The organism is Sphingobium amiense (genome assembly GCF_003967075.1).
Taxonomy (GTDB): domain Bacteria; phylum Pseudomonadota; class Alphaproteobacteria; order Sphingomonadales; family Sphingomonadaceae; genus Sphingobium; species Sphingobium amiense.
Window position 1 is genome coordinate 1,461,211 of record NZ_AP018664.1, and the last position, 23,643, is coordinate 1,484,853.

The window sequence follows — 23,643 nt, forward strand, 5'->3', positions numbered from 1 at the left end:
ATATCCGCATCCTTGATCGCGGCGGACCGGTGATGCAAGGAGGCAAAATGAACCACTGGCTGATGAAATCCGAACCCGACGTCTTTTCCTACGACGATCTCGTGAAAAAGGGGAAGGCGGAATGGGACGGCGTGCGCAACCATGCGGCGCAGGGCCATATGCGGGCCATGCGGAAGGGCGATCTCGCGCTCTTCTATCACAGCAATATCGGTGTCGAGGCGGTCGGGATCATGACCATCGTCGAGGAGGCCGCGCCGGACAGCACCGATGAAACCGGCAAGTGGATCGCCGTCCATGTCGCGCCGAAGGAAAAGCTCGCGAAGCCGGTGACACTGAAGGCAATGAAGGCCGATTCCGCGCTGGCGGACATGGTGATGCTGCGCCAGTCGCGCCTTTCGGTGTCTCCGCTGACGAAGGCACAGTTCGATCATATCGTGGAATTGTCAAAGGCTTAGGCTTGGTCACAGGGCATGGTTGCGCGCGGTGCAACTGGCGCGACGCGTTTTGCGATTGTCCATTTCAGGATGCAACCTAGGTTGGCCCTCAACAGAACAAGAATATTCAGAGGTGTTTGATCGGCATTCACAAGGAGTAAACCCATGCGAATGCTGTCCAAGTTCATGATCGCGACCGTTGCCGTCGCTGCCGCCACCACCGCCGCCCATGCCGAAGACGCCGCGAAGCAGCGTTTCACGCACGAAGGCTACACCTATGTCTACAAGGTGAAGGACACTAAGGCGGGCAAGGTAATTTCCGGCCGCCGCTATCCCGACGCCGTGGCGTTCAATCTCGCCGTCAAGAATGGCAAGGTTTCGGGCGTGTCGGGCAACGAGCAGGTTGCCTTCGATGTCGAGGATGCGCGCGGAGCCGCTTCCAACTGATAATTTTCAATGCGAAAAAGGGGGCGGAGCCACATGGTTCCGCCCCCTTTTTGATGACTTTTCGGATCAGCGGCAGCGGCGCTTGCTGTCGATGGACTTGCCGAGCAGCGCGCCACCCGCAGCGCCCAGAATCGTGCCGGTCGCCCGGTCGCCGCGCGTGTCGATCGCTCGGCCGACCAGCGCACCGCCGACGCCGCCGATGATCAAGCCGGTTGTGCCGTCCGACTTGCGGCAATAGGTGCGACCGTCGCGGCCGCGCCACTCTTTGTAGCGATAATGCTTACGGGCCTGAGCGCCGTCGGTGGGAACAGCCATCGAAACGGGAACGGCCAGCGAAACGGCGGCCAGGGCCATCAGGGCTTTACGCATAATATCTCCTCCATCTGCGTCGTTGTGCGGTTGAACCCGCCGACCTTGAAGCAGGTTGCATGAACGTGCGGCAACAGCGCAACATCATGAAAGAAAAGGCAGAAATTTGCGACGCCCGGACCGCATGCCGCGCCGCGGCGTGCGGCGTCCCGACTTATCCACATATATCCACAGCTTTGTCGCACGGCCTGCCTCAACCGCATCTTTTTCCGCTTTGAACGACTCGCGGGCAGTGACAGCATGGCTTTATCGAGACGGGAACGGAGCAATCCGAACCTACGGAAAAGACTGAGAAATCAGGAAATTCCTTGCGCTTGATTGTCGGATGGGACGGCCGTCTTTCAGACGGGTGGACCTAAGACGGGTCGATCGGGATCGTTGCCGGGTACGCGCGAAAGTGAACGTCGGGCAGCAGGATCGAAAGACCGGCAAAGGGAAGAAGGCTTAAGGCCCGAAGCCCCGAGCAAACCCATGTTATCGCCTCGCCCTGAGGCGCTGACGAGGGATACGCCGAGCCGATGATCGCATTCCGTCAGGAAAGCGGATCGCAAGACTCGACGGAAGTGGGGACCGGCAGCAATGCCGGCCCCCATTTTGCGTTAGGAGATCGGCGATGTGCTTCAACATGGTGCCGGCTGAGGGGATCGAACCCCCGACCTTCGGTTTACAAAACCGCTGCACTACCGCTGTGCTAAGCCGGCGCACCGACGGTGTCCGTAGAGAAGCGTGGATTTTTGGTCAACGCCGAAAAGGCAGGACAGCAACTCGCGTGCCCAGATTTACGATGCTTATGGAAGCTCCATGACAGCACAGGCGTAGTCTTTCGCGCGGCGACACCATCTTGGTCAATGTCGGGACAGTTGGTGAGATTTTCGGGTTGAGCCGTTTAATTTAAATCATTACAAACTGCCTTGTTCAGGGGGTGGACATGGCAACCAAAATCGAATCGCTGCGCAGGCCGTCGTTGCTGTCGCGGATCGCAACGACGCTGTCCGTAAAAGCGCGTGTGCGCAAGGCCGTCAGAGTGGAAGCAGAAGCGATCCGCCATTCTCCATGCGAAATATGCGGCGCGGAGGTCGATGACTGCAACAACCGTTTTTGCCTGAGTTGCGACCTGGCTATTCTCTGACGAATTGCGCGTCACATCACGCCAAAGGTCCAGCCCTCCGTTCGCGCGATCGGCGGCGTCAGGCCGGGCGGGTTCCACAGGTGCGTATCGTCCGCGACGTGGCGCAGCCACGCTGTCGTCAGGATCGCGTCGGTCGCGTGATCGTCATAGCGGGCAAGCGGCCGATGCGGCGCGGTCCCGAACGCTTCAAGCGCCGCGTCCAGCGACGCGCCGTCGCGCATCTTCGACCGTCCCTTCGGCACCAGCGCGGCGCGCGCGGCGAGCGCGGTGTAGATCTCCACGATCAGCGGCCCTTCATCCGGCACCGGGTCGAACGGCCAGACCGGCACCGCCCCGCGCAGCCGGTGGAGCGTGCGCATCCCGGTCAGGCTCGACTTGCCCACCTGCGCCGCGCCGACGAGGTTGAAGCAGCTATAGGGCGACAGCCCCATCGCCGCCTGACCGACCTCGCACAGGCGCAGCCGCCCGCGCCCGGCGGGGAACAGGTCGCCGCAATCGCGCTGGAGCCGGAAATGCCGCTTCATCTCGGCGTGGCGCAGCAGGCTTCCGACCGAAAGATGCGGATCATCCTGCGCCATCGCGTCCACCATCGCCCAAAGCGCGACCGCATCGGCAGGCGATCCGTCCCAGCCGGGGAAATAAGCGCCCTGGTCGAGGAAGGGGAAGGCGGGCGACAGGTCCAGTCCCACCAGCAATCGCGTGCCCGCCTGCGCATGCTCGCGCAGCCAGTCGGTCACGGCCCCCCGGCTCCACCCGCCGTCCGGGCGCAGCAGGACAGGCGGGCGCCGGTCCCGCTCCGCTATCGCCAACGCCAGCCCCTTCGGTCGCGCGACCGCCTCACCCGACCAGTCGATCACGGCGAACTGCTCGAACAGCCTTTTCACTCCGTCCCGCGTTCCGTGCGCAGCCGGTTCCAGTAGGCGATCCGCTCTGCCACCCGCGCCTCATATCCCCGGTCGGTGGGCGTGTAGAAGGTCTGCGGCGTCATCTCTTCGGGCCAGTAGTTCGCGCCGGAAAAGCCCCCTTCGGCGTCATGGTCATATTGGTAATTTTTGCCGTAGCCGACCTGCTTCATCAGCTTGGTGGGCGCATTCACGATGTTCATCGGCGGCATCAGCGATCCGGTCTCTCGCGCCGTGCGGAAGGATGCCTTCATCGCCGCATAGGCGGCGTTCGATTTGGGCGCGGTGGCGCAATAAAGGCACGCCTGCACGATCGCCAGTTCCCCCTCGGGCGACCCCAGAAACTCGTAGGCGTCCTTCGCCGCAAGGCACTGCACCACCGCCTGCGGATCGGCGAGACCGATGTCCTCCGTCGCGAAACGGACGAGGCGGCGCAGGACGTAAAGCGGCTCTTCCCCCGCCGTCAGCATCCGCGCGAGATAATAGAGCGCCGCCTGCGGATCGGACCCGCGCAGCGATTTGTGGAGCGCGGAAATGAGATTGTAATGCCCCTCCCGATCCTTGTCGTAGACCGCGACGCGGCGGTGGAGCAGCGCCGACAGGCCTGCCGGATCGAGCGGTTCGGCAATGTCGATGGCATAGAGCGTCTCGACCTGATTGAGCAGGAAACGCCCATCGCCATCCGCGCTCGCCAGCAATGCCTCGCGCGCCGCAGGATCGAGGGGGAGGGGCCGATGCATCAGTTCCTCGGCGCGGTCAAGCAACAGGCCCAGCGCTGCCGCGTCCAGCCGCCGCAGGATCAGCACCTGCGCCCGCGACAGCAGCGCCGCGTTCAGCTCGAAGCTCGGATTTTCCGTGGTCGCGCCGACCAGCGTCACCGTGCCATCCTCGACGAAGGGCAGGAAACTGTCCTGCTGCGCCCGGTTGAAGCGGTGGATTTCGTCCACGAAAAGCAGCGTCTTTTCACCGCGCCGCGCCTGATCCTTCGCGGCGGCGAACACTTTCTTGAGGTCGGCGACGCCGGAAAAGACGGCGGAGATCGGCTCGAACCGCATTCCCACCGCGTCGGCGAGCAGGCGGGATATGGTCGTCTTGCCCGTGCCCGGCGGCCCCCAGAAGATGATGGAGGACAGCCGCCCCGCCGCTACCATCCGCCCGATGGCGCCATCGGGTCCGGTCAGATGTTCCTGCCCCACCACCTCGTCCAGCGCGCGGGGGCGCAGCCGGTCGGCGAGCGGGGCGGTTTCGGTCCCGTCACCGGAGCCGGGAAGTTCGTCGGGCGCGAAAAGATCAGCCATCCATGCCGATATAGGGTGGCTTTCGTCGTCAGGGAACAGGGCTGGACCGGGGCGCCAGCCCCTGCGCGCGCTGACGGATGATACGCAGATAGGTATCGACCAGCGCCTGATTGACCTGATCCCACCCGTTACGCTCCGCGCGCGCCTGCGCGGCCAGCCCGGCGGCGGCGCGCGTCTGCGGATCGGTGCAATAGGATTGCAGCGCGTCGGCAAAGCCGCCGATCGCGCCGGGGCGGATCAGGCGGCCGGTCACGCCCTGCGTCACCAGACTTTCGCTGCCGGTCGCCCGCGCCGCGACGGTCGGCAGGCCGCACGCCATCGCCTCCAGCGTCACATTGCCGAACGTCTCCGTGACGGACGGGTTGAACAGCATGTCCATGCTGGCGACCGCGCGGCCCAGATCCGCGCCCTGCTGAAACCCGGTGAAAACCGCCTGCGGCAGCCGGTTCTCGAACCATTCGCGTGCCGGGCCTTCGCCCACCACCAGCACCTTGTGCCGCACGCCACGCGCGCTGAGCTGGTCGATGGTGTCGGAAAAGACGTCCAGCCCCTTTTCCATCACCAGCCGCCCGATGAAGCCGATCACCGGATCGTCGTCGCCGATGCCCAGCGACTGCCGCCATGCCATGTCCCGCCGACCGGGGTTGAAGATGTCGCGGTCGATCCCGCGCGTCCAGATGCCGACATCATAGCTCATCCGCTGTTCCCGCAGCAGTTGCGCCATGGATTCGGACGGCGCTACGATGGCGTCGCAGCGGCGATAGAAGCGGCGCAGCATCGATTCGACCAGCGGCTCCAGAAAGGCGAGCCCGTAATAGCGCGGATAGGTTTCGAATCGTGTATGGACCGACGCGACGGTGGGCAGGTTGTGCTGCCGCGCCCATGTCACCGCGCGATGGCCCAGCGGGTCAGGGCTGGACACATGGACGAGGTTGGGCGCAAAGGCGCGCAGGTCGCGGCGCAGCCCCGCCGACAGGCGATAGGGCACGCGATATTCCTTGCGCCCCGGCACGGCGAAGGACGGCGCGCTGACGAGGTCGCCGGTCGGCGCGAACGCCGGGTTGGCGACGGTCGGCGAATAGACGCGCACCGCCGCGCCCTGACCCAGCAGATAGGCGACGAAGCGGTTGAGCGCCTGATTCGCGCCATCGCGCACATAATTATAGTTGCCGCTGAAAAGCGCGACACGCAGACCCGTGACATCCATCCGCCGCCCCTTAACGCAGGACGGCGCAAAACCCAAGGAAGCATGAGGCCAGCCATTTCCCGCTGACAGGCTGTCGCCTTGGCCTTGCGGACATGGCATGGGGGTGGGATGACGCGACCGTTCATGACCGTCGATGCCCTGCTGACGGGCACGCCCCGCCCTTTTCGCGGGGACGATCACAGCGCCATCGCCAAACAGCCGGTGGCAGGACCGGTGCGCATCACATGGGACGGCTTTGCAGGCGACGCCGTTGCCGACCGCATCCATCATGGCGGCTGGGACAAGGCGATCCACCTCTACCCGCAGGATCATTATGACTGGTGGCTGGAGAGGCGGCCCGGCCACCCGCTGCTGGCCGCGCCCGGCGCGTTCGGGGAAAATATCGCATCGCGCGGCATGACGGAGGAGGACATCTGCCTCGGCGACCGCTTTTCGCTGGGCACCGCCATCGTGGAGGTCAGTCACGGTCGCCAGCCCTGCTGGAAGCTCGACCATCGCTTTGGCGGGCGGGACGTGATGACGACGATCATCAGGACCGCGCGCTGCGGCGTCTATTTCCGTGTCATTCGCGAAGGGGAGGCGGAGGCGGGCGGGCGCATGGACCTGCTCGACCGCCCCTTGCCCGACTGGAGCGTCGCGCGCCTTTTTCGCCTGCTGATCGGCGGCGGGCACCGGCACGATGCCGCCGCGGTGCGACAGCTTGCCGACATGACCCTGCTCGCCGAAGTCTGGCGCGACCGGGCCAGCAAGCTCTCCCTCTAGTCCGCGGGCGCTTCCACCCGGTCGCCATGGCTTTTTGGCGATGAGGTGACGAGGATCTCCACCGGGGCGGCGCTGCGGTTGGCGGCCCGATGCGGCACGCCCGGCGCGATCTCGATCCCCTGACCGGCGGTGAGCGTCTGCGTGACGCCGCCCGCCTCCATCGTCAGTTCGCCGCGCAGCACATAGAAGAACTGCCGCGCCTTCGTATGGAAATGCCGCACCTCGCTGCTGCCGGGCTGGAGCCTTTCCTCGATCACAGACAGATCGTCGCGCTTTACCATATGCCAGCCGTCATTGACGCCGCCCCAGACATAATGCTCCGCCCCCTCGCGCCGGACGATGGCGGGAGCGGCGGGCGCGGCGGCGGCGAGGAGGAGGGCGATCATAGCCTGCATCAACGGTCCGCCTGCCGCAGTCCGCCATATCGCTGGCGCGGGGGGCGGGGCGTCCCTATAGCCGGAACATGGCATCGACCCAGAAGCACAAGAAGCCCGTCGCCAAAAGCAAGGTGCGGCCCGCCGGATTCCCCACTCGCGATCAGGTGATGGCCTTCATCACCGAGGCGGATACGCCCGCCGGCAAGCGCGAAATCGCCAAGGCATTCGGCCTCAAGGGGCAGGAAAAGATCGCGCTCAAGGCGCTGCTCAGGGACATGGCCGACGAAGGGCTGATCGACATCGGCCCGGCGCGCGCCTTTCACAAGATGGGCGGCGTGCCCAAGGTCACGGTGCTGCGCATCGTCGACGTGGACGACACGACGCTGATCGCCACGCCCGAACGGTGGGAGGCGGAGGGTCAGCCCGCGCCCCGCCTGCGCGTGGTGGAGCGCGGCAAAAGGGGCGCGCTCACCATCGGCGACCGCATCCTTGCCCGCACGGAGGAGGCAGGGCGCGGCTGGATCGCACACGTCATGAAGAAGCTCGCCAAGGCGAGCGAGGAACTGCTGGGCGTCGTCGAGGAAATGGCGGACGGTAAGCTGTGGCTCCGCCCCGTCGACAAGCGCATCCGCAAGGACACGCCGATCAGCGATGCGGGCGACGCAAAGCCCGGCGACCTCGTCCTCGCCGAACCCCATGGCCGTCCCCCGCGCATTTCGGCGCGCGTTACCGACATTCTCGGCGACCCCTTTGCCCCGCGCAGCTTCAGCCTGATCGCGATCCACAAACATGGCATTCCGCACGTCTTCCCCGACCGGGTAGAGGAGGAGGCGGTCAAGGCGTCCGCCCTGCCTCTGCATGAAGACAGGCGCGAGGATCTGCGCCACCTGCCCATCCTTGCCATCGACCCGGTCGATGCGCGCGACCATGACGATGCCGTCTGGGCCGCGCCCGATGACGATCCGGCCAATCCGGGCGGCTACCGGGCCATCGTCGCCATCGCCGACGTCAGCTATTATGTCCGCCCCGGCAGCGCGCTCGACAAGGAAGCGAGGAAGCGCGGCAACAGCGTCTATTTCCCCGATCAGGTCGTGCCGATGCTGCCGCACGAACTGTCGTCGGACATGTGCTCGCTGCGCGCGGGGCAGGACCGGGCGGCGATGGCCTGCCACCTGACCGTCAATGCGCAGGGCAGGGTGACGGCATGGCGCTTCACCCGCGCCGTCATCCGCGTCGCGGCGGTGCTCGCCTATGAGGATGCGCAGGCGGCCATCGACGGCACGAAGGACAACGATCTGCTCGAACCCGCGCTGAAACCGCTCTGGGCCTGCTGGGCGCTGCTGCGCAAGGCGCGGGCGGCGCGCGATCCGCTCGCGCTCGACCTCCCCGAACGCCGCGTCGTGCTGGACGAGCGCGGCCAGATCGTCAGCGTTGCGGTGCGGGAACGGCTCGACGCGCATATGCTGATCGAGGATTATATGATCGCCGCCAACGTCGCGGCGGCCAAGGCGCTGGAAGCGAAGAAGGCGCCTGTCATGTATCGCGTCCACGAACCGCCCAGCCGCGACAAGCTGGTGTCGCTGAAGGACTATCTCGCCACCTTCGACATATCCTTCGCGCTGGGTCAGGTGGTGAAGCCATCGACCTTCAACCAGTTGATCGCGAAGATCGGCGAGGCGGAGGAAAAGCCGCAGATCATGGAGATGATCCTGCGCAGCCAGACGCAGGCCTATTACAGCCCGCAGAATATGGGGCATTTCGGCCTCGCGCTCGGCAGCTACGCCCATTTCACCTCGCCCATCCGCCGCTACGCCGACCTGCTGGTGCACCGGGCGCTGGTCGGAGCCTACGGTCTCGAACTCCCCGCGCCCAAGGGGAAGGATATTCCCGACCGCACGGCGCTCAGCCAGGACGATTATGAGAATATGGGCCGCGTGGGCGAGATGATCTCGGGCCATGAGCGCCGTGCCATGGAGGCGGAGCGGGAGACGGTCGACCGCTATGTCGCCGCCTATCTCGCCGCCCATGTCGGCGAAATCATGCCCGCGCGGATCACGGGCGTGCAGAATTTCGGCTTCTTCGCGACCGTGGAAGGGCTGGGCGGCGACGGGCTGGTGCCGGTGTCCACCATGGGGGCGGAACATTTCTTCTACGATGAGGCGGGCCGGGCGCTGCAGGGCGTCGAAAGCGGAGATCGCTATACGGTCGGCCAGCGGCTCGACCTGCGGCTGGCGGATGCCGATCCGATCAACGGATCGCTCCGCTTCGAACTGCCCGACAGTCCCGCGCCACGCGGCGGTCCGATGAAGCGCGACCGCACCCGCCCCGGCATCAAACGCGGCCGCCCCGCCAACATCCGCCACATGGGGGCAAAGCGGGGCAGGCACAAACGCTAGGGCAGATCCTCCGCCAGCGTCACGACCAGGGCGTCGCGCCACGCAGGCATGGCCGGATCGAGCGGATGGATCGGCGTAACCCCGTGCAGAATGCGCCGGTCGTCGATCAGCATCGTGTCGGCCGGATCGGTCAGGGTGAACTCGCCCAGCGGCTCGCCCGCCGCGGTGCCGATGCGGGTGACCCCTTCGCGGACATTATGCCGCTCGATCAGCATCACCAGCACATGATCCACCCCGTCGCGGTGCATCCCTTCGGGAGTCGGCTGGCCGCTTTCGGCGGCGCTCGCCTCGATGCGGAACTGGTGCATCTCGACATGCCAGCGCCGCGCCGCCGCAGGATCGAAACTCGCCGCGCAGAAGGACAGGATCGCCTGCATCGCGGGCAGCGCGACGGTCGCGTCGGCCACAGGATCGAACCAGCGCTGCACGTCGCCGTTGAGGGGGTTATAATCGCGGCTCTGATAATGGGGCTGGTGCGGCTTGCGGACGAAGCGCCCGCCCTCCAGCGCAAAGGCCGCATGTCGCCGCCGCCGGTATCTGCCGCCGTCCGCCATATAGAGATCGGGACCAAGATCGCTCCACGTTTCCGCCAGAGCCTCCCACGCCTGCGCGCCGATACACAGATCGCCCAGCAACGTGCTGCCCGCGACGCGCGCATAGCCGTCCCGCGCCAGCGCGTCGTCCATTGGGGCAAGGCAGACCGTGTCGTTCATCCCGTCATCCTATCGACAGCCGAAAACGAACGGCAGGGCCGCTTCCCGCAGGGTGGATGGGGGAAAGGGGGGTCATCCGATCCAGTAAGGCACGATCTGCCGGTTGTCCGGGTCGACATGGATCGGCCGGTCGGCGGGCGGGAAGGCGCGCTGGTCGCAGCTCTGGCGGGGGCACAGGCGGCAGGTGATGCCGATGGGCGTCGCTGCGCCCTCCACCTCCAGTTGCAGTCCGTCGGCATAGACGAAGTTCGCCGCATGCGCGACCTCGCAGCCCAGCACCACGGCAAAGCGGCGCGGCGTGCGCTTGTAGCTGCCCGATGGCTTCACCAGCCCCTTCGCCATCGACACATAGCGCACCCCGTCCGGCGTCTCGCCCAGTTGCACGTTGATCCGGTCGGGCACGGCGACGGCTTCATGGACGTTCCACAGGGGGCACGCGCCGCCGAAGCGCGCGAACTGCAGGCGGGTGGCGCTATGCCGCTTGGTGATGTTGCCCGCCATGTCGACGCGGCAGAAGAAGAAGGGAATGCCGCGCAGCCCCGGCCTCTGCAGCGTGGAGAGGCGATGGCACGCCTGCTCGAAACTGACGCCGAAGGTCCGCGCCAGCCGGTCGATATCGTGCCGCATCGCCCGCGCCGCCTCGCGGAACGGGGCGTAGGGCATCAGCAGCGCGCCCGCCGCATAATTGCCAAGGCCGATGGCCAGCAGCCGGTCCGCGCCCGGCACCGGGAGCGCCGCCTTGCGCACCACGTCGGCGATCACCGCCTGCCCCTCCAGCATCATGAGCTGATGCGCGAGCATGAACTTGCGGCTCTCGGTCGGCAGCGCAGCGTTGATGAAGAGCTGCCGGTCGGCGGCGCGATAGGCGCGCAGCGCGCTGTCGGGCGTCTCTGCAATCAGCGTCGCGATGCCGTGGCGGCGGGCGAGCGCCTCCACCAGCATCCCTTCGTCCAGCACCTGCCCCGCGGTAAAGCTCTCCGCCATCTCTTCGGCAAGGCAATCGAGCGCGTGGACATAGTTGCCCGCCTCATGAAACCAGTCGCGCGCCGCTTCCCATGGCAGCCGCGCCTGCACCTCATGATCGTTGGCGATCGCTTCCTCGATCATGTTGATGCGCTCGTTCGCGCGCATATGCGCGTTGTAGAGATCGACGTAGCGCGCCGCGAATTCCGGGAATTGCAGGTGCAGCTTCTCGATCCGCTCCGGCTCCATCGGCGCGCCGGGCAGCTCCGGATGCGCGAGCGCATAGGTGAACGCGCCCAGCAACTGTTCCTCCTCGCGCGCGTCGAAACTCGCCCAGTCGGTCGGAAAGGCGCTAGCGACCGCCGCCTTGACCTTGGCGGTCAACGGACGGTCGTCATTCTCCAGTTGCGAAAGATAGGAGACGGATATGCCCAGCGCCTGCGCCATCGTCGCCTGATCCATCCGATGATCGAGGCGAAGCTGGCGCAGGCGCGGTCCTGCGAAGATTCGGTTGCCGCGTGCCATAAACCGCACTCTATTTTGCGAAGTTGAGATTTGCAAATTGGCAAATTTGCATTTGCGAAAAATGTGACGGACTGAAATGAGCGACATCACGTATTTTGGGAGACGCAAGCGACCATGTCGAAACTGGCGATCATCGAACAGCTCGAAGCGAAGCGCGAAGCTGCCCGCATGGGCGGCGGCCAGCGCCGCATCGACGCGCAGCACGCGAAGGGCAAGCTGACCGCGCGCGAGCGGCTGGACGTCCTGCTCGACGAAGGCAGCTTTGAAGAGCTGGATATGTATGTCGAGCATAACTGCGTCGATTTCGGCATGGATGCCGAACATATCCCCGGCGACGGCGTCGTCACCGGATCGGGCACCGTCAACGGACGCCTGGTCTTCGTCTTCAGTCAGGACTTCACCGTCTATGGCGGCGCGGTGTCGGAACGGCACGCGATGAAGATCTGCAAGATCATGGACATGGCGATGAAGGTCGGCGCGCCCGTGATCGGCCTCAACGATTCGGGCGGTGCGCGTATTCAGGAAGGCGTGGCGTCGCTCGGCGGCTATGCCGAAATCTTCCAGCGCAACGTGATGGCGTCCGGCGTCGTGCCGCAGATCAGCGTCATCATGGGTCCGTGCGCGGGCGGCGCGGTCTATTCCCCCGCGATGACGGACTTCATCTTCATGGTGAAGGATTCGAGCTTCATGTTCGTGACCGGCCCGGACGTGGTGAAGACCGTCACCAACGAGGTCGTGACGCAGGAGGAACTGGGCGGCGCGATCACGCACACGACCAAGTCGGGCGTCGCCGACGTGGCGTTCGAAAACGACATCGAGGCGCTGCTGGCGGTGCGCGATTTCGTCGATTTCCTGCCCGCCTCGAACCGCGATGCCGCGCCCGAACGGCCCAGTGCCGATCCGTGGGATCGCGTCGAGGAAAGCCTCGACACGCTGATCCCGGCCAACGCCAACCAGCCCTATGACATGCACGAACTCATCCGGAAGGTGGTGGACGAGGGCGATTTCTTCGAGGTTCAGCCGGCCCACGCGGGCAACATCCTGTGCGGTTTCGGCCGCATCGAGGGCAAGACCGTGGGCATCATCGCCAATCAGCCGATGGTGCTGGCGGGCGTGCTCGACATCAACTCTTCGAAGAAGGCGGGGCGCTTCGTCCGCTTCTGCGACGCGTTCGAAATTCCGATCGTGACCTTCGTCGACGTGCCAGGCTTCCTGCCGGGGACGCAGCAGGAACTGAACGGCATCATCAAGCATGGCGCGAAACTGCTCTTCGCCTATGCCGAAGCCACCGTGCCCAAGATCACCGTCATCACGCGCAAGGCCTATGGCGGCGCCTATGACGTGATGAGCTCCAAGCATCTGCGCGGCGATCTCAACTATGCATGGCCCACCGCCGAAATCGCGGTGATGGGCGCGAAGGGCGCGGTGGAGATCATCTTCCGCGGCAAGACGCCGGAGGAAATCGCGGCGCGCACGAAGGAATATGAGGACCGCTTCGCCAACCCCTTCGTCGCCGCATCCAAGGGCTTCATCGACGAGGTGATCCAGCCCCACTCGACCCGCAAGCGCATCGCGCTCGGCCTGCGGAAGCTGAGGAACAAGAACCTCGAAAATCCGTGGAAGAAGCACGACAATATTCCGCTTTAGAGAATGTCATCCCCGCGAAAGCGGGGACTCATCTCCGGGCATTGCGTTCAGGGGACAAGGCGGGAGATGGGTTCCCGCCTGCGCGGGAATGACGAAGATTAGGAACGCTGGATGAAACTCGGACGCCTGAACCATATCGGCATCGCGACGCCTTCGCTGGAGGCGAGCCTTGCCTATTATCGTGACGTGATGGGCGCGACGCTTAGCCATGAGCCGTTCGACCTGCCTGCGCAGGGGGTGAAGGTCTGCTTCGTCGACACGCCGGGCGAGGGCGGCACGGCGGGCACGCAGATCGAACTGATCGAGCCGCTCGGCGAAAACAGCCCGATCCACGGCTTCATCGCGAAGAACCCGGCGGGTGGCCAGCATCATATGTGCTACGAAGTGCCCGACATCCACGAGGCGAAAGCGTGGTTCGAAAGCCTCGGCAAGAAGGTGCTGGGCGAACCCCGCATCGGCGCGCACGGCACCCCGATCTTCTTCGTCCACCCCAGGGACATGAACGGGGTGCTGACCGAGATCATGGAGACGCCGAAAGAGGCGCATTGATGCATTACCCGTTCGCCCTGAGCCTGTCGAAGGGCTCGGCCGAACGGAGTGAGGCCTTCGCTTCGCTCAGGCGGGGGCTTCGACAAGCTCAGCCCGAACGGGATGAGAGGTAAGGGAAAACGATGACCGACAAGCCAACGCCAAAGCCCACAATCGACCAGTGGGCCGCCGCCGCCGCCAAGGAGGTGAAGGGCAAGGATCTGAACTGGGAGACCCCGGAAGGGATCACGGTGAAGCCGCTCTACACGGCCGACGACGTGACGGTCGATCCCGGCCTGCCCGGCTTTGCGCCTTTCACCCGTGGCGTGCGTGCATCCATGTATGCGGGCCGTCCATGGACCATCCGCCAATATGCGGGCTTTTCGACCGCAGAGGAATCCAACGCCTTCTACCGCCGCAACCTCGCCGCCGGGCAGAAGGGGCTGTCGGTCGCCTTCGACCTTGCAACCCATCGCGGCTATGACAGCGACCATCCGCGCGTCGTGGGCGATGTCGGCAAGGCGGGCGTCGCCATCGACAGCGTCGAGGATATGAAGATCCTGTTCGACGGCATTCCGCTCGACCAGATGTCGGTTTCCATGACGATGAACGGCGCGGTGATCCCGATCCTCGCCTTCTTCATCGTCGCGGGCGAGGAGCAGGGGGTCGAACGCAAGCTGCTCGACGGGACCATCCAGAACGACATCCTCAAGGAGTTCATGGTCCGCAACACCTATATCTACCCGCCCGAACCCTCGATGCGGATCATCAGCGACATTTTCGGCTACACCTCGCGTGAGATGCCCAAGTTCAACAGCATCTCCATTTCCGGCTATCATATGCAGGAAGCGGGCGCGACGCAGGTGCAGGAACTGGCCTTCACCATCGCGGACGGCGCCGAATATGTGCGCTACGGCGTCGCCTCGGGCCTCGACATCGACAAGTTCGCCGGGCGGCTCTCCTTCTTCTTCGCCATCGGCATGAACTTCTTCATGGAGATCGCCAAGCTGCGCGCCGCGCGCGTGCTGTGGCACCGGGTCATGACGAAGCTCGGCGCCCGCGACGAGCGCTCCAAGATGCTGCGCACCCACTGCCAGACCTCAGGCGTCTCGCTGACCGAGCAGGACCCCTATAACAACGTCATGCGCACCACCATCGAAGCGATGGCGGCGATGCTGGGCGGCACCCAGTCGCTCCACACCAATGCGCTCGACGAAGCCATCGCGCTCCCCACCGACTTTTCCGCCCGCATCGCACGCAACACGCAGATCGTGATCCAAGAAGAAACGGGCATGTGCAATGTCGTCGATCCGCTCGGCGGCAGCTATTATGTCGAGGCGCTGACGCAGCAGCTTGTGGACGCCGCGCAGGAGATCATCGACCGCGTGGAATCCGAAGGCGGCATGGCGAAAGCCGTGGGCGCTGGCTGGCCCAAGGCGATGATCGAAACCGCCGCCGCCGCGCGGCAGGCCCGCGTCGACCGGGGCGAGGACGTGATCGTCGGCGTCAACAAATATCGCCTCGCCAGCGAAGACCTGCTCGAAACGCTGGAGGTCGACAACACCAAGGTGCGCGAAGCGCAGATCGCCCGCATCAACCGCGTCAAGGCGGAGCGCAACGAGGCCGCCTGTCAGGCCGCGCTCGAAGCGCTGCGCGCAGCGGCGGCGGGGCCGCAGAGCATCGAAAACAACCTCCTCGCCCATGCGGTCGAAGCGGCCCGCGCCCGCGCGACGCTCGGCGAAATCTCTTCCGCGATGGAAGACAGCTTCCAGCGCTACGGCACCCAGCCCACGCCCGTGAAGGGCGTCTATGGCGCGCCCTACAAGGATGACAGCCGCTGGAAACAGGTTCTCGACGGCGTGCAGGCCGTCGAACGGCGCCTCGGTCGCAAGCCCAGACTGCTCGTCGCCAAGATGGGTCAGGACGGGCACGATCGGGGCGCCAACATCATCGCGTCCGCCTTCGGTGACATGGGCTTCGATGTGGTGTCCGGCCCGCTGTTCCAGACGCCGGAGGAAACGGTGGTGCTGGCGCTCGACAGCGGCGTCGACGTGGTCGGCGCGTCCAGCCTCGCGGCGGGGCACAAGACGCTGATCCCCGAACTCATCAACCGCCTGCGCGAACATGGCCGCCACGACATCAAGGTGATCGCGGGCGGGGTGATCCCGCCGCAGGATTACGACTTCCTCCGTGACGCGGGCGTTCAGGGCATTTATGGACCGGGTTCCAATGTCGTGGAATGCGCCGCCGACGTGCTGCGCCTCCTCGGCCACAACATGCCCCCCGCCGGGCTGGAGGAAGCCGCTTGAATACCCCCACCACTCCCCGCACCGACTGGACGCGCGAGGAAATCGCCGCGCTGTTCGACCTGCCCTTCAACGACCTGATGTTCGAAGCGCAGTCGGTCCACCGCGCCAATCACCCGCGCAACGAGGTGCAGCTTTCGACCCTGCTGTCGATCAAGACCGGCGGCTGCCCGGAGGATTGCGGATATTGCTCGCAGTCGACCGAGGCGGACAGCGGCCTTAAAGCCACCAAGCTGATGGACGTGCAGGCCGTGCTGCAAGCCGCCGCGCAGGCGAAGGATCACGGATCGGGCCGCTTCTGCATGGGCGCGGCGTGGCGCAACCCCAAGCAGCGCGACATGCCCAAGCTGGTCGCCATGGTGCAGGGCGTCCGCGCGATGGGCATGGAAACCTGCATGACGCTGGGCATGCTGGACGAGGGGCAGGCGAAGCAGCTCGCCGACGCGGGCCTCGACTATTACAACCATAATATCGACACCTCGCCCGAAAACTACGCCAACGTCATCACGACACGCACGTTCGAGGATCGCATCGAAACGCTGGAAAATGTCCGCAATGCGGGCATCAACGTGTGCTGCGGCGGGATCGTCGGTATGGGCGAGACGCGCAGCGACCGCATCGGGTTCCTCCACGCCCTCGCCACCATGCCGCACCCCGAAAGCGTGCCGATCAACGCGCTGGTCCCGGTTGCTGGCACGGTGCTGGGCGACATGCTGAAGGACACGCCGCTCGCGAAGATCGACGAGGTGGAGTTCGTGCGGACCGTCGCCGTCGCGCGGATCGTCATGCCGCGCTCGATGGTGCGCCTCAGCGCGGGCCGTGAGAGCATGAGCGAGGCCTGTCAGGCGCTCTGCTTCATGGCCGGCGCGAATAGCATCTTCACCGGCGACAAGCTGCTGACGGCGGCCAACGCCGGCGACGACAAGGACGCGGCGCTGCTGGGGAAGCTGGGGCTAAGCGCGATGGCCGCGCAGCCGCACGGCCATCTGGAGGCGGCGGAGTGATCCACTCACCACCCTCTGTCGCCCCGGACTTGATCCGGGGTCCCGCTTCTTTCTTGCCGTCGTGTGGAGAGAAAGCGGGATGCCGGATCAGGTCCGGCATGACGGGTGAAAAATGCCGGGTGAGAGGATGAGGATCAAGGTCGGATGGTTCGTCCGCATCTTTACCTTGGTTTCTATGATCTACTGGTTCGGGGTTCTGGGCCTCTGGATGATGATAGTGAGCGCTTATCGAGGAAGCGCCGGAACATTCCCGCCAGTTGATGTCGGTAGTGTTGCGATCATCATCCCAACGTTGATTTACGCCGTCCTGTGTTGGCTGTTCTGCCGATACCTGGGAAATTCCATTGCCAAGCAAGTCATGAGGCAGGTCAAAGACAGATGATCAAAAAAATCCTGATCGCGAACCGTGGCGAAATCGCGTGCCGTGTCATGCGCACGGCGAAGAAGATGGGTATCGCCACCGTCGCGGTCTATTCCGATGCCGACGCGCGCGCGCCGCATGTGCTGATGGCGGACGAAGCCGTCCATATCGGCCCATCTCCCGCCGCCCAGTCCTATCTGATCGCCGACAAGATCATCGAAGCCTGCAAGCAGACCGGCGCCGACGCGGTCCACCCCGGCTATGGCTTCCTGTCCGAGCGGGAATCCTTCCGCAAGGCGCTGGACGCCGAGGGGATCGTCTTCGTCGGCCCGCCCGCCAACGCCATCGCCGCCATGGGCGACAAGATCGAGTCCAAGAAGCTCGCGATGGAAGCGGGCGTCAATGTCGTCCCCGGCTATGTCGGCGTGATCGACGACACCGAACATGCCGTCAAAATCTCCAACGAGATCGGCTATCCCGTGATGATGAAGGCGTCGGCGGGCGGCGGCGGCAAGGGGATGCGCCTCGCCTATAGCGAACAGGATGTCCGCGAAGGCTTCGAGGCGACCAAGCGCGAAGGCCTCGCCAGCTTCGGCGACGACCGCGTGTTCATCGAAAAGTTCATCGAAAGCCCGCGCCACATCGAAATTCAGGTGCTGGGCGACCAGCATGACAATATCGTCTATCTCAACGAACGCGAATGCTCGATCCAGCGCCGCCACCAGAAGGTCGTGGAGGAAGCGCCGTCGCCCTTCGTCAGCCCCGAGATGCGCCGCAAGATGGGCGAACAGTGCGTCGCGCTCGCCCGCGCGGTCGGCTATTTCAGCGCAGGCACGGTCGAACTGATCGTGTCGGGCGAGGACAAGACCGGCGACGGCTTCTACTTCCTCGAAATGAACACCCGGCTTCAGGTCGAACATCCCGTCACCGAGGAAATCACTGGCGTCGACCTCGTCGAGCAGATGATCCGCGTCGCCAATGGCGAGAAGCTCGCCTTCACGCAGGCCGATGTGAAGATCAACGGCTGGTCGATCGAGAACCGCGTCTATGCCGAAGATCCCTATCGCGGCTTCCTGCCATCGACCGGCCGCCTCATCCGCTACAATCCGCCCGAAACGGGCACCGACGAAAGCGGCGCGAAAGTGCGCGTGGACGATGGCGTCACCGAAGGCGGCGAAGTCTCCATGTTCTACGATCCGATGATCGCCAAGCTCATCACCTGGGCGCCCACGCGCATCGAAGCCATCGACAAGCAGATCGAGGCGCTCGACCGTTTCGAGATCGACGGGCCGGGCCACAATATCGACTTCGTGTCCGCGCTGATGCAGCATGAGCGCTTCCGTTCGGGCAACATCACCACCGGCTTCATCGCGGAGGAATATCCCGAAGGCTTCCATGGCGCGCCCGCATCGCCCGAACTGCTCAAGCGCCTGTCCGCCATCGGCGCCTTCGCCGCCATGGCGCAGGCCGACCGCGCCCGCCGGATCGAGGGGCAGCTCGGCAAGCGCCTCGCCCCGCCGACCGGATGGCAGGTGAAGATCGGGGACGCGATCCACGATGTCGTCATCGACGGCGATGATGTGACTGTCGATGGCGAAGCGCTCGACATGGCGCTCGAATATACGCCGGGCGACCGGCTGATCGAGGCGGAGTTCGGAGACGAAGCGCTGGCGGTGCGGATCGCGCCGGTGCGTTCGGGCTTCGTGCTGACCGCCCATGGCGCGAGCCACAAGCTGCGCATCCTGCCCGCCCATGCCGCGCAGCACGCCGTGCACATGATCGAAAAGGTGCCGCCGGACCTGTCGCGCTTCCTCATCTGCCCGATGCCCGGCCTGCTGGTCGCGCTCAACGTCAAGGAAGGCGACAAGGTCGAAGTCGGCCAGCCGCTCGCGGTGATCGAAGCGATGAAGATGGAAAATATCCTGCGCGCGGGCAAGGCAGGCACGGTCAAGAGCGTGTCCGCCGCACAGGGCGAAAGCCTGCCCGTGGACGCGGTCATCCTCGAACTGGAATAGGCGTCAATTCCTCCCCGAGCTTGCTCGGGGAGGGGGACCATGCGAAGCATGGTGGAGGGTCAGCGTCTTCTCGCCACCTTCCTGTCCTATTCCGACGAACCCGTGCGACCATCCCCCTCGCGAAACGCACCCCCCTTCGCCATAGGAAATATGATTTCCCACTCGCGCATCGAAATGTCAGAAGTTGCGGGAAATATGCGAAGCTAAGGGGGAATGATGAGCGAGGCGGCGGCACCGGCCTATGTCATGGACGCGCGGCGGGACCGGCTGGTCATCACCGCGTCGGCGCTGGGCACGGTGTTCGAATGGTATGATTTCTACATCTACGGCGTCCTCGCGCCGATCATCGGTCGCACCTTCTTCCCCACCGACAATCCCACGGTCGAGTTGCTCTACACGCTGGCCGGTTTCGCCATCGGCTTCGCGTTCCGGCCGCTGGGCGCGGTGCTGTTCGGCTATCTGGGCGACCGGCTGGGCCGCAAATACACTTTCCTCGCCACTATCGTCCTCATGGGACTCGCCACGGCAGGCGTCGGGCTGACCCCGGCCGCCGCCAGCATCGGCGTCGCAGCGCCCGTCATCCTCATCGCGCTGCGCATCGCGCAGGGGCTGGCGCTGGGCGGCGAATATGGCGGCGCGGCCATCTATGTCGCCGAACATGCCCCAGCCGGAAAGCGCGGCTTTTACACCAGCTTCATTCAGGCGGGCGTGATCGGCGGTTTCATCCTCTCCCTGATCGTCGTCGTCGCGACGCAGGCGGTGGTGGGACAGGCGGCGTGGGACGCGTGGGGCTGGCGCATTCCCTTCATCCTCTCGCTCGCGCTGCTGGCCATCTCGCTCTGGATGCGCCTGATGCTGCGCGAAAGCCCCGTCTTCATGGCGATGAAGGCGGCAGGCGCGCAGGCGAAGAACCCGCTGCGCGAAGCCTTCACCGCCCCCGGCAACGTCAAGCGCATGCTGGTGGCGATGATCGGCATCGCGGCGGGCTTCACCGTCATCGCCTACACAGTCATGTTCCAGGCGCTCTATTTCCTGCAGAGCGGCCTGCACGTCGCGCCCGGCGTCGCGCAGATGCTGGTGGGCGGCAGCGCCTTCGTTGGCATGGGCGCGTTCATCTTCTTCGGCTGGCTGTCCGACAGGGTGGGGCGGCGCAGGCCCGTCATCATCGGCTATGCGCTGATGCTGCTTCTGGCGCTGCCCATCTATCAGTTCATGGGGTCGACCGCGAACCCTGCGCTGGAGCAGGCGGCGGAGCGCGCGCCCGTGGTGGTGAGCGGCCCCGACTGCCGCTTCGATCCCTTCGCCAAAGTGCAGCCCACCGCCTGCGGCAGGCTGCTCGATCATTTCTCGAAGCGCGGCATCCCCTATGACAAGCAGGCGGGCGACGCGCCTGCCGTCAGTATCGGCGGCGCTGCGGTCATCGACCTGACCCCGGCGGGTCTCGACGCGGCGCTGGGCGAAGCGGGCTATCCCACCGGCGCGGTGACGCCGGACTGGCCGCGTGCGGCTCTGTTATTCCTCGCCATGCTGCTGCTCTGGTGCATCTCGGGTGCGACTTACGGCCCCGTCGCCGCGCTATTGTCGGAATATTTCCCCGCGCGCATCCGCTATTCCTCGCTGTCGATCCCCTATCATATCGGGACCGGCTATTTCGGCGGGTTCCTGCCGCTGGTCAGCCAGTATATCGTCGCGCGCACCGGCAATCCCTATGCCGGGCTGTGGTATACGCTGGCGGTGGTGGCGGCCGCGCTGCTGACCTGCCTCATCGCGCTGCCCGAAACGAAAGACCGCCCCCTCGACGCCTGACGATGGGGGCGCTATCGGCGGGATGATGCAGGATTATGTCGCTCCCCTGCGCCTGCGCCTCGATGGCGCGGCGCTTGTCGCCAACTGGCGCTGGCTCGATGGCATGAGCGGCGGCGCGGCGTGCGGCGCGGCGATCAAGGCGAACGGCTACGGCCTTGGGGCGGCAGAGGTGATGCGGCGGCTGGCGCAGGCGGGATGCCGCGACTTCTTCGTGTCCAACTGGGGCGAAGCGGCGGCGCTGGAGCCGCTGCTCGAGGACGGCCTGTCACTGTCCGTCCTGCACGGCGTCCGGGACGAGGACATGCGTCACGCGCTCGCCTCCCGCGCGCGTCCGGTGCTCAGCACGCCCACGCAGATCGCGCGCTGGCGCGAGGCGGGCGGCGGAGCGTGCGACGTCATGATCGACACTGGCATGAACCGTCTCGGCCTCGACTGGCGCGGTGACGTTACGGCGATGACCGCAGGACTGCGGATCGAAACGGTGATGAGCCATCTCGCTTCGGCGGATGAGGACAGGCCGCTCAACCGGGTCCAGCGCGACCGCTTCGCCGGGTTGCAGGGGGCCGTGACGGCCAGGCGCGCCAGCCTCGCCAACAGCGCGGGCATCTGCCACGGCGGCGACTTCCATTTCGACCTGACCCGCCCCGGCCTCGCGCTGTACGGCGGCATCCCCCGGCCGGAGGCGCAGGATCATATCCGCGCCGTGGTGACGCCGCAGGCGCAGATACTGCAACGCCGCACGCTGATCGCAGGCGACAGCATCGGCTACAACGCCATCTTCACCGCGACCCGGACGCATGAAGTCGCGATCCTGAACCTCGGCTATGCCGATGGCTATCTGCGCGGCTTTTCAGGCCGGGGAGCGGCGCTACTCGATGGCGCGCGCCTGCCGCTGCTGGGGCGGGTGTCGATGGACCTGATTGCGGTGGACGTGACTGCACGACCCGATGTGGCGGAGGGCGACTGGCTCGACATCGCCTACGACCTGCGGGAAGGGTCGGCGGCATCGGGCCTGTCTCAATATGAACTGCTGACCGGCCTCGGCGCGCGATACGACCGGATCTGGGCCTGATGCCCAATGGCGTGGCCAAGGGCGACCTGCCGACGAAGACCTGCCCCGCCTGTGGCCGCCCCTTCGCGTGGCGGCGCAAATGGGCGCGCGACTGGGAGCATGTCGTCTACTGCTCCGACCGCTGCCGCCGGGGAAAATAGCGAGGGCCGCCGATCCTCTGACCGGCGGCATCCTCAACGCCTCAGCGCTCGATGCACATGGCGACGCCCATGCCGCCGCCGATGCAGAGCGTCGCAAGCCCCTTCTTCGCGTCGCGCTTGCCCATTTCGTAGAGCAGGGTGGTCAGCACCCGCGCGCCCGAAGCGCCGATCGGATGACCGATGGCGATCGCGCCGCCATTGACGTTGAGCTTTTCGGGATCGAATCCCAGTTCCTGCCCGACCGACAGCGCCTGCGCGGCAAAGGCCTCGTTCGCTTCGATGAGGTCGAGGTCGCCGACCGACCAGCCCGCTTTCTCCAGCGCCTTGCGGCTGGCCGGAACCGGCCCGATCCCCATGATCGAAGGATCGACGCCGCAGGTCGCAAAGCCCGCGATCCGCCCCAGCACGGCCGATCCGCGCTTCGCCGCCTCGTCCGCGGTCATCAGCACCAGCGCCGCCGCGCCGTCATTGATGCCGCTCGCATTCCCGGCGGTGACGGTGCCGTCCTTCTTGAACGCGGGCTTCAGGCTCTGCATCGCCTCGACCGTCGCGCCGTCACGGATATATTCGTCGGTGTCGACGATGGTGTCGCCCTTGCGACCCTTGACGGTGACGGGCGCGATCTCATCCCTGAAGCGGCCCGCCGCGCGCGCCGCCGACGCCTTGTTCTGGCTCGCCACGGCAAAAGCGTCCTGCGCCTCGCGGCTGATCTGATATTTCTCCGCGAGGTTTTCGGCGGTGATGCCCATATGATAATTGTTGAAGGCGTCGGTCAGCCCGTCGTGGATCATCGTGTCGACAAGGCTGACCGGACCCATCTTCGCGCCCGCGCGCAGAAACTGGGCGTGCGGCGCCATCGACATGCTTTCCTGCCCGCCCGCGACCATGATGCGCGCGTCCCCGGCCCGGATCGCCTGCGCCGCCAGAGCCACGGCACGCAGCCCCGAGCCGCAGAGCTGGTTGAGGCCGATGGCGGTGCGCTCGACCGGGATGCCCGCATTGACGGCGGCCTGCCTCGCAGGGTTCTGCCCCTGTCCCGCAGCCAGCACCTGACCCAGAATCACCTCGTCGATTTCGTCCGCCGCGACTCCGGCCTGAGCAAGTGCAGCGAGGATTGCCTGACGCCCCAGCTCATGCGCCGGAACGGACGCGAAAGCGCCCAGAAAACTGCCGACCGGGGTGCGTTTGGCGGCGGTGATGACGATGTCTGACATGGGCTGATCCTCAATCTGTATGCCTGTT

22 protein-coding genes and 1 tRNA gene are annotated in these 23,643 nt (G+C 65.6%); 14 read left to right on the forward strand and 9 right to left on the reverse strand.

Annotated features, from left to right (window positions below; translation table 11 throughout):
- Positions 1–47: 47 nt before the first annotated feature.
- Together SAMIE_RS07020 and SAMIE_RS07025 are read left to right on the forward strand one after the other, a co-directional pair.
- A complete protein-coding gene (locus SAMIE_RS07020) occupies positions 48–455 on the forward strand; it encodes an EVE domain-containing protein (RefSeq protein ID WP_066700914.1) in 408 nt (135 codons plus the stop codon).
- A gap of 150 nt (positions 456–605) precedes the next feature.
- Complete coding sequence (locus tag SAMIE_RS07025) at positions 606–881, forward strand: hypothetical protein (RefSeq protein ID WP_066700915.1); 276 nt, start codon at positions 606–608, stop codon at positions 879–881.
- Between the two features lie 66 nt (positions 882–947).
- On the opposite strand, the gene SAMIE_RS07030 is transcribed toward SAMIE_RS07025, so the two are convergent.
- Positions 948–1,250: a glycine zipper 2TM domain-containing protein gene (locus SAMIE_RS07030; RefSeq protein ID WP_066700916.1), complete on the reverse strand. Its 303-nt coding sequence runs from the start codon at positions 1,248–1,250 to the stop codon at positions 948–950.
- A gap of 626 nt (positions 1,251–1,876) precedes the next feature.
- Positions 1,877–1,951, reverse strand: a tRNA-Thr gene (locus SAMIE_RS07035).
- Between the two features lie 227 nt (positions 1,952–2,178).
- Here SAMIE_RS07035 and SAMIE_RS07040 point away from each other — a divergent pair.
- A complete protein-coding gene (locus SAMIE_RS07040; RefSeq protein WP_066700917.1) occupies positions 2,179–2,379 on the forward strand; it encodes a hypothetical protein in 201 nt (66 codons plus the stop codon).
- An 11-nt stretch (positions 2,380–2,390) separates the two neighbouring features.
- Here SAMIE_RS07040 and SAMIE_RS07045 read toward each other — a convergent pair whose 3' ends face one another.
- Genes SAMIE_RS07045 through SAMIE_RS07055 form a run of 3 tightly spaced genes read right to left on the reverse strand, consistent with a single transcriptional unit; the run spans position 2,391 to position 5,786 of the window.
- Positions 2,391–3,263 (reverse strand): hypothetical protein, encoded by an 873-nt coding sequence (locus tag SAMIE_RS07045; protein ID WP_066700918.1) that lies wholly within the window; start codon positions 3,261–3,263, stop codon positions 2,391–2,393.
- On the reverse strand, positions 3,260–4,579 hold the full coding sequence (locus SAMIE_RS07050; protein ID WP_066700919.1) for a replication-associated recombination protein A: 1,320 nt from the start codon (positions 4,577–4,579) through the stop codon (positions 3,260–3,262). The genes SAMIE_RS07045 and SAMIE_RS07050 overlap by 4 nt, the downstream gene beginning before the upstream one ends.
- A gap of 28 nt (positions 4,580–4,607) precedes the next feature.
- A complete protein-coding gene (locus SAMIE_RS07055; protein WP_066700920.1) occupies positions 4,608–5,786 on the reverse strand; it encodes a glycosyltransferase family 4 protein in 1,179 nt (392 codons plus the stop codon).
- Positions 5,787–5,894: 108 nt separating this feature from the next.
- Here SAMIE_RS07055 and SAMIE_RS07060 point away from each other — a divergent pair, with 108 nt between their 5' ends.
- Positions 5,895–6,548, forward strand: coding sequence for an MOSC domain-containing protein (locus SAMIE_RS07060; protein ID WP_066700921.1), 654 nt, complete (start codon positions 5,895–5,897; stop codon positions 6,546–6,548).
- Here the strand turns inward: SAMIE_RS07060 and SAMIE_RS07065 are convergent.
- Positions 6,545–6,943 carry a cupin domain-containing protein gene (locus tag SAMIE_RS07065; protein ID WP_066700922.1) on the reverse strand — a complete coding sequence of 133 codons (399 nt, stop codon included), beginning with the start codon at positions 6,941–6,943 and terminating at the stop codon, positions 6,545–6,547. The genes SAMIE_RS07060 and SAMIE_RS07065 overlap by 4 nt on opposite strands.
- Positions 6,944–7,011: 68 nt before the next feature.
- On the opposite strand from SAMIE_RS07065, the gene rnr reads away from it, so the two are divergent.
- Positions 7,012–9,321, forward strand: coding sequence for a ribonuclease R (gene rnr / locus SAMIE_RS07070; protein ID WP_066700923.1), 2,310 nt, complete (start codon positions 7,012–7,014; stop codon positions 9,319–9,321).
- Here the strand turns inward: rnr and SAMIE_RS07075 are convergent.
- Together SAMIE_RS07075 and SAMIE_RS07080 are read right to left on the reverse strand one after the other, a co-directional pair.
- On the reverse strand, positions 9,318–10,034 hold the full coding sequence (locus SAMIE_RS07075) for a 2OG-Fe dioxygenase family protein (protein ID WP_066700924.1): 717 nt from the start codon (positions 10,032–10,034) through the stop codon (positions 9,318–9,320). The genes rnr and SAMIE_RS07075 overlap by 4 nt on opposite strands.
- 72 nt (positions 10,035–10,106) lie before the next feature.
- Complete coding sequence (locus SAMIE_RS07080; RefSeq protein WP_066700925.1) at positions 10,107–11,522, reverse strand: helix-turn-helix domain-containing protein; 1,416 nt, start codon at positions 11,520–11,522, stop codon at positions 10,107–10,109.
- A 114-nt stretch (positions 11,523–11,636) separates the two neighbouring features.
- Between SAMIE_RS07080 and SAMIE_RS07085 the strand changes: the two genes are divergently transcribed.
- From SAMIE_RS07085 to SAMIE_RS07125, 9 genes are all read left to right on the forward strand, one after another.
- The gene (locus tag SAMIE_RS07085; protein ID WP_066700926.1) at positions 11,637–13,169 is read left to right on the forward strand and encodes an acyl-CoA carboxylase subunit beta; all 1,533 of its coding nucleotides are present in this window, start codon (positions 11,637–11,639) and stop codon (positions 13,167–13,169) included.
- Positions 13,170–13,280: 111 nt separating this feature from the next.
- Positions 13,281–13,718: a methylmalonyl-CoA epimerase gene (gene mce / locus SAMIE_RS07090; protein ID WP_066700927.1), complete on the forward strand. Its 438-nt coding sequence runs from the start codon at positions 13,281–13,283 to the stop codon at positions 13,716–13,718.
- Positions 13,719–13,840: 122 nt separating this feature from the next.
- On the forward strand, positions 13,841–16,006 hold the full coding sequence (gene scpA, locus SAMIE_RS07095) for a methylmalonyl-CoA mutase (RefSeq protein ID WP_066700928.1): 2,166 nt from the start codon (positions 13,841–13,843) through the stop codon (positions 16,004–16,006).
- On the forward strand, positions 16,003–17,007 hold the full coding sequence (bioB, locus tag SAMIE_RS07100) for a biotin synthase BioB (RefSeq protein ID WP_066700929.1): 1,005 nt from the start codon (positions 16,003–16,005) through the stop codon (positions 17,005–17,007). The genes scpA and bioB overlap by 4 nt, the downstream gene beginning before the upstream one ends.
- 127 nt (positions 17,008–17,134) lie before the next feature.
- A complete protein-coding gene (locus SAMIE_RS23325; protein ID WP_126516766.1) occupies positions 17,135–17,389 on the forward strand; it encodes a hypothetical protein in 255 nt (84 codons plus the stop codon).
- The gene (locus tag SAMIE_RS07110; RefSeq protein ID WP_066700931.1) at positions 17,386–19,383 is read left to right on the forward strand and encodes an acetyl-CoA carboxylase biotin carboxylase subunit; all 1,998 of its coding nucleotides are present in this window, start codon (positions 17,386–17,388) and stop codon (positions 19,381–19,383) included. Before SAMIE_RS23325 ends, SAMIE_RS07110 begins: the two co-directional genes overlap by 4 nt.
- A gap of 216 nt (positions 19,384–19,599) precedes the next feature.
- Positions 19,600–21,189 (forward strand): MFS transporter, encoded by a 1,590-nt coding sequence (locus SAMIE_RS07115; RefSeq protein WP_066700938.1) that lies wholly within the window; start codon positions 19,600–19,602, stop codon positions 21,187–21,189.
- A gap of 25 nt (positions 21,190–21,214) precedes the next feature.
- Positions 21,215–22,261 (forward strand): alanine racemase, encoded by a 1,047-nt coding sequence (gene alr, locus SAMIE_RS07120; protein ID WP_066700939.1) that lies wholly within the window; start codon positions 21,215–21,217, stop codon positions 22,259–22,261.
- Positions 22,261–22,401 (forward strand): DUF2256 domain-containing protein, encoded by a 141-nt coding sequence (locus tag SAMIE_RS07125; protein ID WP_083952503.1) that lies wholly within the window; start codon positions 22,261–22,263, stop codon positions 22,399–22,401. The genes alr and SAMIE_RS07125 overlap by 1 nt, the downstream gene beginning before the upstream one ends.
- Before the next feature lie 41 nt (positions 22,402–22,442).
- Here the strand turns inward: SAMIE_RS07125 and SAMIE_RS07130 are convergent, their stop codons facing one another.
- On the reverse strand, positions 22,443–23,615 hold the full coding sequence (locus SAMIE_RS07130) for an acetyl-CoA C-acetyltransferase (RefSeq protein WP_066700932.1): 1,173 nt from the start codon (positions 23,613–23,615) through the stop codon (positions 22,443–22,445).
- Positions 23,616–23,643 lie beyond the last annotated feature (28 nt).

Coding starts and splice junctions, on each gene's coding strand:
- SAMIE_RS07020 (WP_066700914.1), top strand. CDS start 48: ATGAACCACTGGCTGATGAAATCCGAACCCGACGTCTTTTCCTACGAC.
- SAMIE_RS07025 (WP_066700915.1), top strand. CDS start 606: ATGCTGTCCAAGTTCATGATCGCGACCGTTGCCGTCGCTGCCGCCACC.
- SAMIE_RS07030 (WP_066700916.1), bottom strand. CDS start 1,250: ATGCGTAAAGCCCTGATGGCCCTGGCCGCCGTTTCGCTGGCCGTTCCC.
- SAMIE_RS07040 (WP_066700917.1), top strand. CDS start 2,179: ATGGCAACCAAAATCGAATCGCTGCGCAGGCCGTCGTTGCTGTCGCGG.
- SAMIE_RS07050 (WP_066700919.1), bottom strand. CDS start 4,579: ATGGCTGATCTTTTCGCGCCCGACGAACTTCCCGGCTCCGGTGACGGG.
- SAMIE_RS07055 (WP_066700920.1), bottom strand. CDS start 5,786: ATGGATGTCACGGGTCTGCGTGTCGCGCTTTTCAGCGGCAACTATAAT.
- SAMIE_RS07060 (WP_066700921.1), top strand. CDS start 5,895: ATGACGCGACCGTTCATGACCGTCGATGCCCTGCTGACGGGCACGCCC.
- SAMIE_RS07065 (WP_066700922.1), bottom strand. CDS start 6,943: ATGCAGGCTATGATCGCCCTCCTCCTCGCCGCCGCCGCGCCCGCCGCT.
- rnr (WP_066700923.1), top strand. CDS start 7,012: ATGGCATCGACCCAGAAGCACAAGAAGCCCGTCGCCAAAAGCAAGGTG.
- SAMIE_RS07075 (WP_066700924.1), bottom strand. CDS start 10,034: ATGAACGACACGGTCTGCCTTGCCCCAATGGACGACGCGCTGGCGCGG.
- SAMIE_RS07080 (WP_066700925.1), bottom strand. CDS start 11,522: ATGGCACGCGGCAACCGAATCTTCGCAGGACCGCGCCTGCGCCAGCTT.
- SAMIE_RS07085 (WP_066700926.1), top strand. CDS start 11,637: ATGTCGAAACTGGCGATCATCGAACAGCTCGAAGCGAAGCGCGAAGCT.
- mce (WP_066700927.1), top strand. CDS start 13,281: ATGAAACTCGGACGCCTGAACCATATCGGCATCGCGACGCCTTCGCTG.
- scpA (WP_066700928.1), top strand. CDS start 13,841: ATGACCGACAAGCCAACGCCAAAGCCCACAATCGACCAGTGGGCCGCC.
- SAMIE_RS23325 (WP_126516766.1), top strand. CDS start 17,135: ATGAGGATCAAGGTCGGATGGTTCGTCCGCATCTTTACCTTGGTTTCT.
- SAMIE_RS07110 (WP_066700931.1), top strand. CDS start 17,386: ATGATCAAAAAAATCCTGATCGCGAACCGTGGCGAAATCGCGTGCCGT.
- SAMIE_RS07115 (WP_066700938.1), top strand. CDS start 19,600: ATGAGCGAGGCGGCGGCACCGGCCTATGTCATGGACGCGCGGCGGGAC.
- alr (WP_066700939.1), top strand. CDS start 21,215: ATGCAGGATTATGTCGCTCCCCTGCGCCTGCGCCTCGATGGCGCGGCG.
- SAMIE_RS07125 (WP_083952503.1), top strand. CDS start 22,261: ATGCCCAATGGCGTGGCCAAGGGCGACCTGCCGACGAAGACCTGCCCC.
- SAMIE_RS07130 (WP_066700932.1), bottom strand. CDS start 23,615: ATGTCAGACATCGTCATCACCGCCGCCAAACGCACCCCGGTCGGCAGT.